This window comes from Desulfohalobium retbaense DSM 5692, assembly GCF_000024325.1.
Taxonomy (GTDB): Bacteria; Desulfobacterota; Desulfovibrionia; order Desulfovibrionales; family Desulfohalobiaceae; genus Desulfohalobium; species Desulfohalobium retbaense.
Genome location: NC_013223.1, coordinates 966,091 through 983,111, shown reverse-complemented (window position 1 = coordinate 983,111; position 17,021 = coordinate 966,091). Strand labels below are relative to the sequence as shown.

The following is a 17,021-nucleotide window of genomic DNA, read 5'->3' as shown; positions in this document are numbered from 1 at the left end:
AAGCCCCTGCTTCAAGCCGGAAATACTCGCGGCCCTTGGGGGGTGTCTTCAAGCCGGTACCCTTTGGCGACGATTTCCTGACGCAGGAGATCGGCCCGGGCAAAATCCCGATCGCGCCGGGCCTGTTCGCGCAATGCGATCCGATCCCGAACCCCCTCAGGCCACTGATCCTGACGTAAGGGCAGTGTATGCCAATCGACCACGCCGAGAATCGTGTCCAGATCCGTCACAAGTTTCCAGCCTCGAGCGGCCTCGACCGGAGCCAGTCGGCCCTGGGAGGCCTTTTTGAGGATCGTTCGGCATAAACTCCAGAGTACAGGCCAAAAATGCTGGAGATCCAAGTCGTCTTCCAATTGGTCCCAGAACATTGTCTTGACATCGTAGAGCGTCTGCTCAAAGCCCGGATCCACCTGTCCACCCTCGCCGCGGGCGACATGCAGCGTAGCCACGCTTTCCTGTAGCCTCTCCCAATTGCGGCGCCACATGGTCGCGTTGTCCTCAGAGGAGTGCAGGGGTTTGCGATACCCGCCAGAGAGCAACCACAAACGCAAAGCATGCATGCCGCCGAGCCGTTCGCTGGCCGTTTCGATATCAGGGACGATGGCCTCTCCTTCCACCGCCTGGGTCATGAGCCAGACCTGAGGCAGGGCATTGCGAACCGCCCAGAGAGCCCGGAGGTTTTCCATATGCGGAAAATGGTGGGCTCGCCCGGCCAAGACCACATCCATGGCGATACCCTCTGCCAAGGCCGCGGCGGCCATTTGCAGATACCAGCTCGGCCGGACATTGCCCCATTCTGTCTTCCAGAAATCCCCCCGCTTGAGATCGGCGAGGTTGGTCCGTTTCAACAATGTAAAATCCCGGGGATTATCTTTGGCATAGCGGTCGAGATCCACAGTTTTTCCCAGGGAGAGCTTCGCCAGATCGGTACGTCGTAAGACCCCGTAATCGGTGTCACGGCCGACGTCATAATAGACCGAGCGCAATTTTTCATACCCCAGCCCCTTACGGACCAGTTCACGGCACAGCGCCAATTGGGTCTCGCGGCACTGGCTTGCCGCCTGACAATGCCAGCCAGTTTCCAACCCGAGCCGGCGCAGCAAAGCCTCGGCCCGATCGAGCATGGCCCCTCGCATTTCCTGCAAATTGCAGCCTTGCTGTTCAGCCAGATGGGAAAGGTGTTCATCCCAGTCTGCAAGGCCGACCACCCCGTGCACCTCGAAATCCTTGTGCCGGAGATAGCGAACCAGGATGTCCGCCCAGACCAGACGGCGCCAGAGCTCCGGCTGCTCCAATTCCTCGGGGCCGGGCCCGGGCGTGAAGACTCCCAGGGCGTTTTTCTGGACAAATATATGCCGCTTCTCACCGCTTTGCAGGTCCAAAAGGCGCATGCCCTGCTTGGCCGGAGGATCAAAGACGGGAGTGCTCAGGTACCGCTCTCCACCATCCGGAAAGATGATAACAATTCGCCCTGAGGGGATCTCAGCGGCCAGGGTCAGTGCGCCTGCCAAGGCCGCACCGGAACTCAGGCCGGCAAAAATGCCTTCTTTTTGAGCCAATGCCCGGCACAAACCAAAAGCCTGTTCGTCATCGACCCGCACAATACGATCCAGTTGGTTCCGCTCATAAATTCCGGGCGGATAGGACTCCTGCATATTCTTCAGGCCCTGGATCTTGTGCCCCGCATAGGGTTCCACACCAACAACCTCCACGGCCGGGTTGTATTCCTTGAGCCGCTGGCTGAGCCCCATGGCTGTCCCGCTGGTTCCCAAAGCCACGACCACATGGGTTACCTCCCCTGCGGTCTGCTCCCAGATTTCCGGGGCCGTGGTCTCATAATGGGCGGCAATCGACGCTGGATTGTTGAACTGGTCCATCAGGACATAGAACTCGGGCTCTTCCCGGGCCATGCGATAGGCCTCTTCAATCGCGCCATCGGTACCGAGGTGACCGGGCGTCAATTGGATTTGCGCTCCATAGGCCCGCAGGATACGACGACGCTCTTCTGAAGCCGATTCGGGCATCAACAGCCGCAGGGTGTACCCTTTGACCGCACAGACCATGGCCAACCCTATTCCGGTATTGCCGGAGGTCGCTTCAATAAGGGTCTTGCCTGGCGTCAATTGCCCACTGCGTTCCGCTGCCTCGACCATGGCCAGCGCCACGCGGTCTTTGACCGAACCGCCAGGATTGAGCTTTTCCAGCTTGGCCTCAATACAGACACTGGGATAGGGATTCAGGCGATGGACAGGAACCAGAGGGGTCTTGCCGATCAAGGAAAGGACATTGGGTGGTGTTGGCGACAAAACTGGTCTTCCTTTAAGCTGCAACAGGTCGAAAACGCACAACTTCCAGACAAGGCTTTTTTAACAGGTGTGTCACAAAAAATCACCTGTTTCCCGGGCGTTACCCACGTCCAGGAGGACTGAAAGTAGGCCAAAAGGGGTTTGGCTGCAAGCTGCCAATTGGCTCAAGGCCCCTTTCAGGCCGCAGGGCCCACAGGGATCCGCCTTTCGACGAACCGGCTGTGGCACAAATTTCCCAATCCACGACCCGGCTCTCCGCTCCAGTGCAACGCCTCCGGGCCCCACCCATTTTCACCTTCACCGTACTGCTGACCATATCGTACAACCGATTGGGCGATGCCTGGAGAAATGCCACCGCTTTCAGTCCAGACGAGCACCTGGACCACCTCTACAGCCGCGCACGAAAGACGCTGACTTCCGAAAACGTTGAAGGGCCGCAATCCAGAAAACGATTGCGGCCCTTCAATCAGGTATCGATGTAGGCGGGAAGCAGAAAGACGGCTTCCCGGTTGGCTCCCGGAGCTAGGCCATGTATTTATTGATGTTACGATAGTCAAAGCGGTCGGTCTCGAGCACATTCTCCAAGAACCGGAGTAACCCCCGCCGGACCTCGGGCGGATGGTTCGGATACCATTCCGGGTTGGCAATGACCAAACCTCTGAAGACATAAAAAGGGCCGATCACGTCCAGGATCTCCTCGTCGCCGCTGGCTTCGAGATACTCTTCCCAAAACCGCATGTACAGCCGTTCAAAATCGCCTTCAAGCCGCTTGCCGTGGTACAAGCCGTAGAGCAGGTAATTGCAGCTCATAGTCGAGACGTCGTCGGCGGGCTCCCCCCATTCCCCTCGGCTCCGGTCCAAGACGGCAAAATCCCCATCGGGACGGACCAGGACATTCCAGGGATGAAAATCGCCGTGGGTGGCCGAGAGGCGGTGGGAATACTCCCTGAGTTTCCAGCGCCACTCGATCAACTTCTTTTCCAGGGCCTGAAACCGTTGCGGCGGAAATTCCGCATACGGATAGGGATAGGTGTCAATCAAGCCCCAGATGCATTCAGAATCGCCGATCAGTTGCCGGACGCGGCGCAGATAGAGATCGTGATCGTCCCGTTTTTCCCCATGCACCCGGGCCAACCAGCGAGCAAAGGAGGCGGCCATCTCTGCGTCCGCCTCGCGAAACTCGCCAGCGCGAATCCGCTCCAGGTCATGAAAATAATCTTCCCCAGGCACCTTTTCATTAAGGATAAAGAACTCCTGGGGTTCCTGAACCGGGACAAGCTGGCCCCGACCATCGATATATCCCAGCCCAAGTGGTTGGGCGTGTTTCTCCAAACGGCCGCCGGCGTCGTATTGGAACATGAGGATAGCCGCACGGTCCCAATAAAATTGGTGACCATAGCGATCTCCGCGCATGGCCGAGAGCACGGCCTGCTGCTCCTGGCCATCCTGGGTATACGTTACCAAAAGCGGTTTGCCGTACCCGAAATCCTTCATGCCCTGCTCGTCCAGCGAGCCGATTTCGCCGATGCCCTGGAGTTGGACGTCCGGGCCCAGGGTGGCTTTGAGGTATTTTTCCAAATTTTCAGGACGCACATCAATCATAGGTATTCCTTTGGTTCTTGCGAAGGGCCTGGGTTGCGGGTGGAATCCTCAATCCAGGCCAAAAACTCCGGATTGCCGCCCGCTATGGGCAAAGCGACAACACAGGGGCAGCTATAACTGTGGATATTCTGCACGGTTTCAGTCACTTCGGGGACTAACGTCTCACGCGTCTTGGCAAAACAAACGACTTCACCTTCATTTTGCACTTGGCCCTGCCAGGAAAAATACGAATCCACTTCCCCGAGGACGTTGACGCAGGCTACAAGACGTTCCTGCAGCAAAACTCGGGCAATGCGAGCCGCCTCTTCCCTGTCCCGGGTTGTGATATAAACGAAAGCCATGCTCATAGGGAAATCTCCTCACGCCGCAGGTCCCACAATCAGCAGGTCTCCACCACCGGCAAGAAGCAAGTGCAGGCCCTGTGTGACTAAAACGAATCGGAATTGGCCAAAAAGTCTAAAACGGCCTGTTTTTCAGGGGTGCTCAGTTCCGCTCCGTGGCTGATCATCCTGTTGACTGTCTGGCGCCATTGTTCAGGGGATTTGCTGCGCAGGCCACGCTCAATCCGCGCTTGGCTGTGGCACACCGTGCAGCGTGACTGGATCAGCTGCTTGCCGTCCGGCTCGGTGGCCCATCCATAGGCGCCCAAGACCGCCAACGAAACAAGAAAAGTGATTCCTATTGCCAGTTTCTGCATGCAACCTGCCTCATTCGCGCTTAAAGATGAAGATACAACCGGAGCCTGCGCAATGGTTGATTCCCAGCCCGGGGCGGGCTATAGCCATGACCCGCTGTCCCATCACGATCAACCGGAGTTGTCGCAATGCAACGAATGCACCGTGCCGGAATTGTTCTCGAACGTCTCGCGCAACGGTATCCCCGACCGGCCTCGGCCCTCCAATGGCAATCGCCGTGGGAATTGCTGGTGGCCACCGTCCTCTCGGCCCAGTGCACTGACCAGCGAGTCAATGCCGTCACCCCGGGCTTTTTCCACCGCTGGCCAGATCCTGAAAGCCTGGCGCAGGCCGAACAAGAGGAGGTGGAACAGGCGATTCGCAGTACCGGTTTTTTCCGCAATAAATCGAAAAACCTTCTTGCAACAGCGCAGAGGATTGTCAAGGAGCACGAGGGGCAGGTTCCGGACACGATGTCCCAATTGTTGGCCCTGCCGGGAGTCGCGAGGAAAACCGCCAATATCGTTCTCTCCAATGCCTTTGGGCACAATGAGGGCATTGCTGTCGACACCCATGTCAAACGGTTGGCCAACCGTCTCGGCTTGACGGACGCGAAAGACCCCAACCACATCGAACAGGATTTGATGCCGCTTTTCCCCCAAAACCAATGGGGAGCGCTCAATCACTATCTCGTTCTTTTCGGCCGGGAGGTGTGCAAAGCACGTTCCCCCTTGTGCAGCCAGTGCCCCCTGTACGACATCTGCCCCCGTTACGGCGTGCCATCCTGAAGCTCTGAGGCCCGCTTTCCAGGCACCGCGCTACCGCAAAGAACCGCTTGCCTTTGAAGAGGCCCCCAGGACCGCCCGGCCAACACAAAGCAGCGATATATCATCGCGTGGAACGCGCCGCCGTCCGAATTCGTCAAGAGAGCGCCGTACTGTTTCAATACACTCATCTACGGAGTCCCTGCCGTGGGTTTCCAGCATTTGCTTCAAACGTTGCAAGCCGTATTCTTCCCCGTTTTCATTAACCATTTCTGTCACGCCGTCGGAATAGAAAACCACCTTGTCCCCGGGCTGGAGGCATACAGTGCGCGACTCAAAGGGAATCGCCCCGCCCAGGCCGACAAAAGATCCCCCGGTATCCAAGACCTCGGTATATCCGTCCCGATGGACGAGAAAAGGAGGAGGATGTCCGGCCACACTGTACTGAAGACATCCGCTATTTGTATTGAGCACCCCATAAACAATAGTCAAAAATTTATCGAAACGCTCCAGGGGGAATTCTCTATCCAACAACTCCATGACTTGTTGTGGAGTATGAAGTATGGAATTACAGCTTCCTGATGAACTTTCTGGAGATGTGGCATGCAATTGCAGCGTCTGTACTGCAGATACGGCCAGCAAAGCCGCAGGGACACCATGGCCGCTGACGTCGAGCACATACAATCCGAGGTGCTCCGCATCGATTTTGAATACCCCTAATGCGTCCCCAGCTAATTGCTCACAAGGTTGGAAATACCAATTAGTTTTTATTCCAGGTATCTCCGGAAGACTATAGGGCAATAAACGTTGTTGAACTTCAGCAGCAGCCTCGAGATCTCGCTGCATACGTTGATTCATTTTCTGGATCGTCCGCAAAAGTTGCTCTTTTTTGGCGATGACCTCCAAGGTATCAAGATTTTGGAGCAATCGTGCGTAAAGTTCTTCACGCTGAAAAGGTTTGGTCAAAAAATCATTGGCGCCCTTTTTCAAAAAACGCGCCGAAAGGGACCCTTCCTGGGCCGCGGAGACCCCTATGATCGCAAGCTCGTTGCGTGCCTTACGCTTCCGCAATCTGGAGCACAGGGCCATTCCATCCATATCCGGCAAATCAGCCTCGACAATCACTACCTTGACGTCTGTGCGGGCATCGAAAAGTTGTAACGCCTGCGTCCCGGTCGTGGCCCCCTGAACTGCGAACAAGTACCGCTGCAGACAAAGGGTAATGCTGGCCAGGGATTCCGGGTTGGCGTCCACAACCAGAATGGCGGTCTCCCTGTTTTTATCAGTGCGCTCAATGGCCTGAATGACGTCGCTGATGACCTGAGGTTCGTCTTTGAAAATGTAGTCGACAATCCCTTTGTCCAGCAATTCCTGACGGCCCTCGCTGGAAAGATCAGAGGTCAGCACGATGATCGGAACGCCTGTCTGTAAAAGAGCATCGATGCACTCACCATGGGGCGCGTCTGGAAGTCGGAGATCGGTCAAGACCAGAGAATACGAACACCACTGCAAGGCGGTCCTGGCTGTTTGCAATGACTCTGCCACATGGACCTCGCCCCCGAAATGGTCCTGCAGCGCCTCTTGCAAAGTCGTCGCCAGGCCGTTCTCTGCGATAACAAGCAAAATATGTTTCATGGGCTCTTTCCTCTTTGTCTCCTTCGAGACACTTCGCTACCGACCAAAGTCCTCTCCTGCTTTTGGCCACCGCCCTTGTGATACGGGCGTATATCCTCACCACCATACCTCGCGGCCCGCTCAGAAAACACAGAAAGCGTCATAAAAAAATACCTTCCTGCGCCGCCCTTTTTTCGAAAGATCACCTGATCTCAGGAGCTGGATCCGCTTGTCGGACCAAAAGAATCGGGTTGGGCAGACGGGAAACCAGGCCCTCCAATTGAGGGCCAAGCCAGTATTCATCACACGGCAACACCAAGGGCCCTCGTCCTTCTTCCTGCAAAAGATGGACAAAGGCTTCGATACTGCGCACGGGAAACGATTGCAGCTGGATCCGGTCCGTTACATCCGCCATAAGGCCGTGGATTTCCTGGCGGCGAGGCTCCATTGTCGCATTTTGCTCTGCAGGAACGAGCACTTTCAGGCGCCGTTTTTGATCATGCATCAGCCAGCGCGCCATATGCAGAGCCTGTTTGGACAGCGGAGATCCCGTATAGATCACCAGAACCGGATCCAATGGTTTGCCGACATACTCGAGTATCAGCGTGGCGCAGGTCCCCTGAGCTATGACCTTTCGCACAGTTGAGCCAAGACGCCCCTGTGGGGACATTACAGTGCGCCCTTTGCCCAGGACCGTCAAATCGGCACGCAAACTGGCTCCGAGCACCTCCTGCGCCACACTCCCCCGGACCACCTCAAAATGCCAGGGAACGTTCGCCTCCTGCGCCATTTGGCCCATGATCCGGCGCAAATATCCCGCCTGGGCCCGCAACTGTCGCTCCAATGACGTTCGCTCAACGGTACGCACAGAAAGAGAATAGGCGTCAACCTCTGCGGCACAGGGCAATTCGGCCCAAAGCAGCAAATCCATATCTTCCACAAAGAGACCGAACACCTCCGCACCCGTTTGCTGGGCCAGGAGTATGGCTGTTTTGAGAGCATGGCGGCTAAGAGGGGATGTATCCAGGGGCACGAGAATGCGTCGAATTGAGGCCGTCTTATTCGCCATGGCCATCCCCCCTGTCGTCCGGTGCTGAAGCAACGAACGCCTGTCGGCGGGCGGCGAGCGTTTTCAAACGATCCATGACCAGGGCGTTGAAACTGCCCGAAGGGCTGTTTCCCTGGGAATCCAGACTTCCGGCCTCCATGCCGGTCAAAAGTTCTATGCCCTCATCAACGGTCCGGATCGGGTAGATGGAAAAGCCTCCCTGGCGTACCGCCTCAACGACATCGCCGCGTAAAACCAAGTGCTTGCGGTTGGAGGCGGGAATCAAAACTCCTTGCTGGCCTGTTAATCCGCGTTGTTGGCAAATATCATAAAATCCTTCGATTTTCTCGTTGACTCCGCCGATCGCCTGAATCTGGCCGTGCTGATCGACCGCCCCGGTCACAGCGAGGTCCTGTCGCAAGGGGACACCGGCAATTGCCGACAGCAGGGCATAGAGTTCAGCCGACGAGGCGGAATCGCCATCCACACCGCCGTAGGATTGTTCAAAGACGAGACTCGCGCTCAAGGAGAGAGGCTGATGAACACCGAAGCGGCCGCTCAAAAAACCGGTCAGGATGAGGACTCCTTTGGAATGCAGGGGCCCACTGAGTTTCGATTCGCGCTCGATATCGACCACCTCCCCGCGCCCCAACCGGATACGGGCCGTAATGCGGCTAGGACGGCCAAAGGACAATCCCCCGACCTGGTAGACAGACAACCCGTTAATCTGACCGGCCTGGGATCCTTGTGTGGCAATGAGCAAAGTCTCGCGAAAGATTTCCTCTTGCAGGCGCTCCCGGATACGGTCGGAGCGGAATTGGCGTTCATCAATGGCCCGCTGGACTTCCTCGGACCGGACCAATGCCTCTCCCTTTTGGCCAGCAAAATAATCGGCCTCCACGGCCATATCCTCGAGTTGCCGGACATTGGCAGACAGTTTTTCACGGTCCCCGGCAAGCCGCAGACTGTATTCAAACAGGCGGGCCACGCCGCTGGCCGTGAAATGGTGGAGACTGTGTTTATGCACAAAGCCAGACACCAGGCGGGCAAATCCTTCTTGATTCGCGGTGCGGTCCATATCCGGGGCAAAATCAGCAGCGACCTTGAAAAGCGTATCAAATTCAGGATCATAGTACTGCAAGAGCGCGTGAACAAACGGACTGCCGACCAGCACAACTTTGACATCCAGTGGAACAGGCTGTGGCTCGAGTGAAACCGTGCTGATGAGGCTGTACATCTGGGCCAGGCTTTCCAATTTGATTTCTGAGGATTGCAAGGCCCGTTTCAACGCTTCCCAGGCACCCGGATGGGTCAGAAGCTTCTCAGCGTCCAGAATGAGGTACCCCCCGTTGGCCCGGTGCAGGGCGCCGGCCCTGATAAGATTGAAATCCGTCACCAGGGTGCCCATCTGCGATTGGTGCTCCACGCGCCCTAAAAGGTTACTCAAGGAGGGATTGTCCTCATAGACGACCGGGGCGTTGGCATGGTCGCTACGATCGACCAGAACATTAATGCGGTAGCGCCGGACTGCCGGTGAGGTCATGGACTCCTGGCGCTCGCTCCAAAACTGGTCGCCCTGCTGGTCATCGCCCTCGGGATTGAGGATGCGCGGGACACTATCGACAATATCCTTTTGCACCGCATTGATATGCTCAAGTACATCGTCGAGATGACCATACTTCTCGCGCATTTCCTCCAACAATGTCCCGATGGCGTAATCTGCCATTTCACGGCTTAACGATCGCATTTTTTCCCGGACTCGACGCTCATATCCCGGCAATTTCTGGAATTGCCGATGGGATTCTTGCTGCAATTCCTGGATATCCTGCTCGATCTTTTTCCGTTCTTCTTCTGAAAGCTTCTGGAACTCCTCCCGGGGCAGGACTTCCCCATCGCGGACAGCAGCAAAAGCCAAACCCGAGGGAGTTCGGATGAGACGCAACCCTTTTTCCTGGGCCTTTTCCTGCAATTCCTGGATAATGGTGTTCTGCTTGTCTTTGAGCTCCTGCTCCAGGGACTGCATCCGATTTTGGTATTCTTCACTTTCAAAAGCGGACTTGAGGGCATTGCGTACTTCGTCAATGAGACGATCCATATCCTCCGCCAGAGAACGGCCAAGGCCCGGTGGCAGACACAGGGCTGCCGGGCTGGTCTGGTCGTCGAAATTATTGACGTAACACCAGTCGTGCCCCACTTCCTCGGTGGCCGCCTGCTGTCTGAGCATCTGCCGGACCAGACTATGCCGGCCGCTTCCAGGGGCGCCATGGGCAAAAATATTGTACCCGTGGCGCCGGATGTGAGTCCCGAACTCCAAAGCAGCCTGGGCCCTCGGCTGTCCCAGGGCATGCCCCTTTTCATTCAGGGGCAGAACCTCTTCGGTGCTGGCGAACGCAAAATGGGCTTTTGTACATGGACAGGACACTTCATCTGCCTGCAGGGGTTTGATTTGCATACCTCCAACCTCCAATGGTGCTGCATCGTGGAATTCTCCACAGACTCTGAAACCACTGTGCCAAACGAACGCGTTGCAAGGCAAGACGAACCTGAAGAGGAACGGAGGCAAAGGTGTCCAGCCCCAAAAACTGGGGCCATGTGTGAATGGGGGCACGATACGGCAGGTTGGGGCGTTTGGATTTTCAGAAGGGGCGGATAGAAAGAAAGGCAAAAGGCGTGGTCAAGACATGCGACAGGATCAGACGGGCAGTCCCCAGAATCCACGAGCCGTGGCCAGGGAAAAGAGTTCTTCGCGGCTCGTACATCCCAGTTTTCGCAGACAATTCCGCCAGTGCTTTTCCACGGTCCGCGAACTCAATCCCATGTTGGCCCCGATTTGACGGGAACTGTACCGGCGTAAAATATACACTAAAACCTCCCGTTCACGCTTGGTCAATTCCATAAGTTCCTGGCTGACCTGCTTGAGCGGGGCGTATTTCTCCTTATAGACCTGGATGAAACATTCCAGAATCCCGGGGGAAAAGACAGGGAAACCCCGCGCAGCGAGCTTGATCTGCCAGCGCAGGGCATGGTGGTCAATTTCTTTGGACAAAAACCCGCAGGCACCGAAATCCAGCGCCACCCAGACCTGTCCCAAGTCCTCATCGCCAGTGAGGATGATAATCCGCGACTGGGCATCAAGGGATTTGATCTGTTTAATGGCCTCCAGACCATCAATCTCCGGCATGGCCAGATCAAGCAGAGCGATATCCGGCCGAAAGGCTTCATACAAGGCAACGGCCTCTTCACCGTTATTGGCCTCGCAAACAATACGCAGTTGCGGATCCTGTTCCAAGAGAACCCGAAATCCCTCCCGTGAGACCACATGATCTTCTGCGAGGAGAATACGGATCGGTTCTTGCGTACTCATATGCAAATCCTCTTTGCTAGCATGCAGCGAGTGTGCCCATTGAGACCGGCTACAATTGAGGCGCCAGGTATTGTCCTTCACGGCTCAGAGGAGTATAGCGGATCCAAGATTTTGGATCCAGTCTCGGCTAGCGTGCTGTAAAGCTCAAAATGCCTGTATCCAGGCCCACTTTGCAGTGAAGATGAAGGACACTTTGCATCCTAGCTCTGATCTTCCCTTTCAATTCTCCCCGTGCGTACGCGCTTTATAGCCGGTTGCCAAGCCGTTTTCTTGTCTTCTTTGCTTCCATCCAGAACCATTTTCTACAGCCCCCCGCTACGGACACCCCGCCTTGGCCTCAGCGTAGCAACAGCAAAGTGCTGACCTGCATCGCTCGCACGCTAATTCGCCTTTGAGTTTGCATTCAAAGGTCCGCTGGTCACCGGCATCATCGTCTGGTCCGAGATTTCCCTTCGTCCTGCCGCCGCACACTAGCGCCAAAAACCACGGAAAATCGGTACACCATCCGATTTCACGTCGTGGTCCCTGAAGGGCACACCGGGATCCACAACAGGGCGCCTGGCCTTGAACTCCGCCGGACGCCTGCTCACACGCTTTTTCCTGGCTGAAAACCCACTGAGTCCAGCGTCTGCAGACGATGATATGCGCCTGTTTTTCCTTTTTATATGTCAATCAGGCATATAAAAATCGTATTTTGGCACAAAACAAATACCCAGTTCCATACCCACTGGGTACGAAACTAGGTATCTAACTCATTTTCCTGAAAATATTGCCACAACCCTGTAAGGGTGGTAGGGGGAAGTTCAACGTTTTGCAGCATTCCATCGCTTTATCCAGGCAAGGAGTCATGTCATGCAGCTTCAGAAAAACGACCATGTCCGCCACACCAAGGTTCCAGGTTGGGGGCTGGGGAAAGTTTTACAGACTTCGCCCAACGGGTATGTCGACATCCAGTTCTCCCAAGCTGGCCATAAACGGCTGAAAATGGAATCCGCTCCGTTGCAAAAAGTCAGCACCGAGCAGGCTGAAGAGCATATTACCAGCTTTCTGCTTGAATCCAACCAGAAGCCGCCGACGATTCCTCCCCGATTGCAAATGTGCCTGCAAACGTTTCGGCGAATTTTTCCCAAAGGGTTTCGCGACCAGCGCTATCAGGAAACGCAGCGCAATCCCCGTCTTCAGGACCAGCACCGCTTTTTGGGTGTCCTGTCCAAACCCCAACTCATGCGCCTGCTCCATGATGAAGCCGTAGGCGAACTGCGCACCCGGTTCGATACCTTTCTCGCCCAAACTCCGCTGTTGTTTCCTAAGGAAAAAGCCAGTGCCAGACAGGCCATCCAATCCCAGGAAGGATGTTTGCGATTCGCCTGCGGTGTGTTCGACGTCGCCTTCAGTGACCGAGATGAGAACACGGCTTTCAGCGATTTCTGCACCACACTCGAAAGCCTTGAGGCCGACAAATGGGCGGTGGCAACGATTTTTCCTTTTCTTGCCGACCCCAGGACGAATATTCTGATTCGGCCCGCTGCCTGCCAGAAAACAGCAATCTGCAGCCAGACCCGATTGCGCTACCATGTTGAACTCAACAACCAGACCTACACGGATGCCCAGGCGATGGCCCGGACCCTGTTCCGCCAACTGATCGATCTCCAGCCCAGAGATCTTTTGGATATCCAGGCATTTATCAGTATGGTCCCCCATCTTTTGCGCAGGGCCACGACATGACGCAGATCCGCTGCGGGAGATATCCCTGAGCACTTTACTTTTCAATGTGGCCCCAGGTGTGGGCAGAATCCGCCCATTCCAGCCGACACCATTGGTCTCAAAACTGCACGCCGCCTTGGAATAGCAGCACTATCCTGAAAAGCCCGACACGCCAGTTTCTGGCTTGCTTCGGGCTTTTTTTATCCTGCCTGACCGCTTTCGCTTCAAAGCGGTAAATTGAATTTTCCTAAAAAGCCTTATATACAAGCCGGTACGGCGAGGCCCTGATCAACTCCTGCGCCCCTTTTGCCCGCAGGGACTCCGCCAGAACCCCATAAACGGTCAGGGACAGGAAACCGTTTTCTTTTCCCGGCCCCCAGTAACAGGACCCGATATGCTGGCTTTTGTCATTATTCGCGATATCCTTATCGCTGTGATCGGCATTTGGTATTTCGAGTTTCATCTCGATTTCACTTTGCCCAAAGAGAACAATCTCCTGCTTTTTTTTGTCGCCATCCCGGTGGTCTGGGCAACTTTGACCCAGATCTGGCTCAGTGTCAGCTACAAAGAACAACGCAACACGGTCATGCTCTTTTTCTCTCACGTCCTGGGAGTCCTCATCCTCGCCAGCACCGTCTTTCTCATCTCAGCCATCCTCAATACTATCGCCCAAACCATGTCCCCAACGGGCTCGATCCTTTTCCACGGCGTAGGCTGGACGACGCTGTTCGGCATCATCTTCTACGACGTCGTCGACCTCTTGCGCAGTTCCCCCGCAAAAAAAGGGGGCACGGACACCGAGGACCACTAGCCGCAAGGCTGGGGAAGACGACCAGCCCCTGGTCGTGCCCATAGAAAGCCGGCCCTTCTCTATGCCCCCTCGGGTCTCAACAACGTGAGGCAGTCAGCCCCCACTCCTCTCCAAAGCGTCGAACCAGGACCTGGTTTGTGCCCAGACCTGTTGCTGCTGCGCGTGCAATTGGTGATCGCCGTGATCCACCCAATACGCCGCCTTGGGTGAGCCGGCGGCAGCATAGAGAAGTCGCCCGTCCGCAACCGGGACAGTCGTATCCGCCTTGCCATGGACGCACCAGTAGGGACGCGGAGCCAAACGAGCCACCTCCTGCAAGGGGTCTATCCGCTCAAAATCCGAAAAGAATTGGTGCGCAACTTCGATGGCCCCCGCCTCGCTCTGTAAACGGATGCGATCCCCGTGCACCGAGACCCGGAACCGGTCGAACAGCAGGTGCAGCCGGGCAGGGGCCGCCCAGGTGCAGACAGCTTGAACGCGCTGGTCGCGCGCCGCCTGACAGATTGCGGTTGTCCCGCCAAAGCTGCGCCCCAAACATACCAGGCGACGCGGCGAGAACAGCTGCACCCAATCCACGACCGCTGTCAGATCGCTTATCTGGGTCGATAGAGAACTGAAGGCAAAATCCCCTTCACTTTGCCCGTTGCCTGCGAAATCGAACAGGACTGTTTGCCAGCCGTTTTGGGCCAAAAACTCGGCAAATCGAAGATGGCGGCCATCCCCTTCTTTGCTTCCAGTGAAACCATGACAGACAATGACCACCGGGGCCGAACTCTCGCCGAGATGGTAATGCAAAACCGCTAGGGCGTTGCCGGACTCCTGGTTGTCCACAAATAACGAACGCCATTTTCCCATACCGGTTCTTCCTTGGTGCCGCAGTTCTCCAGACCTTCCGGGGCCTATCCCCGAATTCCTCCTGGAAACCACTGGATTTTCCAGCCTGTTCAAGAAACACCCATACCTGCGCCCAAAAAACACAAGATCGCAACACAGCGGCAGAGAGAACGGCTTGCATTTTCGAGCCGGGCCCTGTCATCGGGAAAGTACCGACGGATTCTTCAGCAGCTGCGTTTTTCCCCGGAATACAAAGTAAAAAGGGCTCTTCGTCACAGAGCATGGAATTTCAGACGCAAAAGTTTGCCGTCTCTTCTGTGTGCTTCGAGCGGAAGGCCCGCACATTTTCTTGGTCCCGCCAAAAGGGGGAAACCGGACCGCGAACTGAATGCTCCCAGGCGGATTCCGATGCAACAAGGGCCATCTTCGACACCTGGAGTTCTGTTCCACTTGAGAGTCCGGAGGGGGCAAGGATCCCCCTTTGGCGGGATTGAGAAAATACCGGGCCGAAAGTGGGCACACAGAAGAGGCGGCAAACTCCAAAAATCCACAGGATCCGCCAAAGAACCGTAAAAAGGCCGCTATTGTCAGACAACAGCGGCCAGAAATAGCTACCCATCCCTGGTTCAAACCTGGTGATGCTCGTCTTGCGCTCGGATCTCAGCCCGCTTGATCTTGCCGCTTATGGTTTTGGGCAAGTCATCGACGTAGGAAATGATACGGGGATATTTATAGGGCGCGGTGACCTGTTTGACATGGTCCTGCAACTCCTTGGTCAACGCCTCTGATGGCGTATACCCCTTGGCCAGGACCACCGTGGCCTTGACCGCCTGGCCGCGAATCTCATCCGGCACTGCGGTTACGGCGGCCTCCACGACACCAGGGTGGGTGATCAGGGCGCTTTCGACCTCAAAAGGGCCGATGCGGTATCCTGAACTTTTGATCAGATCATCCACACGGCCAAGAAACCAGAAATACCCGTCTTCATCCATCCAGGCCTTGTCTCCGGTATGGTAGTAGCCATTCGTTTTCACGGCCCGGGTTTTTTCCGGTTCATCCAGATAGCCGGTGAACAATCCCTCCGGTTCTGCATCAGCGATACGAATACAGATCTCGCCTTCAACGCCCGGGGGGCACGGTTGACCGCTTTCATCAAGCAGGACGACATCCCATTGCGGGGTGGCCTTGCCGATGGAGCCCGGCTTGGGGTCCATAAAGGGAAAAGTGGCGATTTGCAGCGACGTCTCAGTTTGACCGTAGCCTTCGTAGATCGGAAGTCCGGTCTTCTCCCGCCATTTCAGAAAAACCCCTTCATTCAGCAATTCCCCAGCCGTTGTGCAATGGCGCAATGCCGACAGGTCATAGGGCCCGAGGTCTTGCCGGACGAGAAATCGGTAAACAGTCGGGGGAGCGCAAAAGGACGTCACTTTGTGCTCCGCCAACACGGACAACAAATTGTGGGGATCAAATTTTCCCCGGAAATCGTAGACGAAAATCGCTGCGCCAGCCATCCACTGGCCGTAAAATTTCCCCCAGACTGCTTTCCCCCACCCTGTATCGGCCAGGGTCAGATGGAGATCTCCGGGCTCAAGATCATGCCAATACATCCCGGTCACAATATGCCCCAGGGGATAACGGTGGGTGTGTTCGACCATTTTCGGCGGCCCCGTCGTTCCCGAAGAAAAAAAGATCAGCAGGGGATCGTTGTCAGCGGCCGCATCCTTTGGACGTTCGAACTTGGTCGCTTCCTCGGCCACAAGGGTCTCATAGGCAAGCCAGCCCTGAGCCTGGACCTCGGTCCCGGTGTGGATACAGACTTTCAGCCCCGGGCATTTCGGGCGCACCGTTTCAAAATTGTCGATCAGAGCGTCTTCAGCAAAAACGCCTTTGATACCGGCAAAATTGACCCTGAACTCGATATCCTTACTTGTCAGCATGGACGGCGACGGCACAGCCACAGCTCCAATGCGGTGCAAAGCAAGCATACCGAGCCAGAACTCAATGCGGCGGTTGAGCATGAGCATAACCCGGTCCCCTTGACCGAGTCCCTGTTTGACCAGAGCGTGAGCCAGCCGGCTGGATGCTTCGGCAAAAAATTCAAACGTATAGTCTCGTCTGACGTGGGCATCATCGACATGGACCATCGCGATCTTCTCCGGGGAAGTTTGGGCCATATGGTCCACCACGTCGTAAGCGAAATTAAATCCTGTCCATTGGGGCACACGCCAATTATCGGTAAAGTCGTCCAAACTCGAAAAACAGTCTTTATGCAACATAGTCAGTCCTTGTCGTTTCACACG

At 55.9% G+C, this 17,021-nt stretch carries 14 protein-coding genes; 4 read left to right on the top strand and 10 right to left on the bottom strand.

Translation table 11 applies throughout. The annotated features are described in order from the left end of the window. Positions 1–11: 11 nt before the first annotated feature. On the bottom strand, positions 12–2,306 hold the full coding sequence (locus DRET_RS04190; protein WP_015751279.1) for a cysteine synthase: 2,295 nt from the start codon (positions 2,304–2,306) through the stop codon (positions 12–14). A 221-nt stretch (positions 2,307–2,527) separates the two neighbouring features. On the opposite strand from DRET_RS04190, the gene DRET_RS13625 reads away from it, so the two are divergent. After that, a complete protein-coding gene (locus tag DRET_RS13625; protein ID WP_148214014.1) occupies positions 2,528–2,788 on the top strand; it encodes a hypothetical protein in 261 nt (86 codons plus the stop codon). Between the two features lie 40 nt (positions 2,789–2,828). Here DRET_RS13625 and DRET_RS04185 read toward each other — a convergent pair whose 3' ends face one another. The 3 genes from DRET_RS04185 to DRET_RS04175 form a co-directional block, all read right to left on the bottom strand. Beyond that, positions 2,829–3,908 (bottom strand): phosphotransferase family protein, encoded by a 1,080-nt coding sequence (locus tag DRET_RS04185; RefSeq protein WP_015751278.1) that lies wholly within the window; start codon positions 3,906–3,908, stop codon positions 2,829–2,831. Next, the gene (gene cutA, locus DRET_RS04180) at positions 3,905–4,255 is read right to left on the bottom strand and encodes a divalent-cation tolerance protein CutA (RefSeq protein ID WP_015751277.1); all 351 of its coding nucleotides are present in this window, start codon (positions 4,253–4,255) and stop codon (positions 3,905–3,907) included. The genes DRET_RS04185 and cutA overlap by 4 nt, the downstream gene beginning before the upstream one ends. An 80-nt stretch (positions 4,256–4,335) precedes the next feature. After that, positions 4,336–4,605, bottom strand: a complete 270-nt coding sequence (locus DRET_RS04175; RefSeq protein WP_015751276.1) for a hypothetical protein — start codon at positions 4,603–4,605, stop codon at positions 4,336–4,338. Between the two features lie 126 nt (positions 4,606–4,731). Between DRET_RS04175 and nth the strand changes: the two genes are divergently transcribed. Next, the gene (nth, locus tag DRET_RS04170; RefSeq protein ID WP_015751275.1) at positions 4,732–5,370 is read left to right on the top strand and encodes an endonuclease III; all 639 of its coding nucleotides are present in this window, start codon (positions 4,732–4,734) and stop codon (positions 5,368–5,370) included. 30 nt (positions 5,371–5,400) lie between these two features. On the opposite strand, the gene DRET_RS04165 is transcribed toward nth, so the two are convergent. The 4 genes from DRET_RS04165 to DRET_RS04150 all read right to left on the bottom strand — a co-directional run bounded on the left by DRET_RS04165 (position 5,401) and on the right by DRET_RS04150 (position 11,372). Further along, on the bottom strand, positions 5,401–6,981 hold the full coding sequence (locus DRET_RS04165; protein ID WP_015751274.1) for a fused response regulator/phosphatase: 1,581 nt from the start codon (positions 6,979–6,981) through the stop codon (positions 5,401–5,403). A gap of 181 nt (positions 6,982–7,162) precedes the next feature. Further along, complete coding sequence (locus tag DRET_RS12900; RefSeq protein WP_015751273.1) at positions 7,163–8,029, bottom strand: universal stress protein; 867 nt, start codon at positions 8,027–8,029, stop codon at positions 7,163–7,165. Beyond that, complete coding sequence (locus DRET_RS04155; RefSeq protein ID WP_015751272.1) at positions 8,019–10,460, bottom strand: Lon protease family protein; 2,442 nt, start codon at positions 10,458–10,460, stop codon at positions 8,019–8,021. Before DRET_RS04155 ends, DRET_RS12900 begins: the two co-directional genes overlap by 11 nt. Before the next feature lie 240 nt (positions 10,461–10,700). After that, entirely contained in the window at positions 10,701–11,372 is a 672-nt protein-coding gene (locus DRET_RS04150) for a response regulator (protein ID WP_015751271.1), read from the bottom strand. Positions 11,373–12,224: 852 nt separating this feature from the next. Here DRET_RS04150 and DRET_RS04145 point away from each other — a divergent pair. Then, complete coding sequence (locus tag DRET_RS04145) at positions 12,225–13,097, top strand: DUF3553 domain-containing protein (protein ID WP_015751270.1); 873 nt, start codon at positions 12,225–12,227, stop codon at positions 13,095–13,097. 373 nt (positions 13,098–13,470) lie between these two features. Continuing rightward, a complete protein-coding gene (locus DRET_RS04140) occupies positions 13,471–13,887 on the top strand; it encodes a hypothetical protein (protein WP_015751269.1) in 417 nt (138 codons plus the stop codon). Between the two features lie 93 nt (positions 13,888–13,980). Here the strand turns inward: DRET_RS04140 and DRET_RS04135 are convergent, their stop codons facing one another. Continuing rightward, positions 13,981–14,742: an alpha/beta hydrolase gene (locus DRET_RS04135; protein ID WP_015751268.1), complete on the bottom strand. Its 762-nt coding sequence runs from the start codon at positions 14,740–14,742 to the stop codon at positions 13,981–13,983. Between the two features lie 605 nt (positions 14,743–15,347). Beyond that, on the bottom strand, positions 15,348–16,997 hold the full coding sequence (locus DRET_RS04130; protein WP_015751267.1) for an AMP-binding protein: 1,650 nt from the start codon (positions 16,995–16,997) through the stop codon (positions 15,348–15,350). Positions 16,998–17,021 lie beyond the last annotated feature (24 nt).